Origin of the sequence: Colwellia sp. BRX10-4 (assembly GCF_014077465.1) — a bacterium.
Taxonomy (GTDB): Bacteria; Pseudomonadota; Gammaproteobacteria; order Enterobacterales; family Alteromonadaceae; genus Colwellia_A.
This window is the reverse complement of sequence record NZ_JACGVZ010000123.1, coordinates 1-349: the sequence shown is the minus strand read 5'-3', so window position 1 is coordinate 349 and position 349 is coordinate 1. Positions and strand designations below refer to the sequence as shown.

Below are 349 nucleotides of genomic sequence, written 5' to 3'. Positions count from 1 at the left end.
AACAAATTAGAAGAAGAAAGCCCTTGGGCTTGCTAATAAGATAGGTCTGTAGCTCAGCTGGTTAGAGCGCACCCCTGATAAGGGTGAGGTCGGCAGTTCAAGTCTGCCCAGACCTACCAATTCATTCGCTGAATTGATTAATCTTCTTCATTAAAGAAAAGACCAAATTAAGGTTTACTTTCGTCATACTGAATGTTTTTAAGTATTTTGTGAGTGAATATTAATTTGGTTTTTTAAACCACGTTTTTAACCGAATGCGCGTTAAGAATGAGTTCTTTAACAATCTGGAAAGCTGATATAAATAAAGTATTTATGTCGTAATGAACGGTGTCGCGCTGTGATTTACATA

Annotated in this window: 1 tRNA gene; it reads left to right on the top strand. The window is 36.7% G+C overall.

Annotation, left to right across the window (positions count from 1 at the left end):
- The first annotated feature begins 42 nt into the window (after positions 1–42).
- Positions 43–119: transfer RNA gene (locus tag H4J67_RS20120), tRNA-Ile, on the top strand.
- Positions 120–349 lie beyond the last annotated feature (230 nt).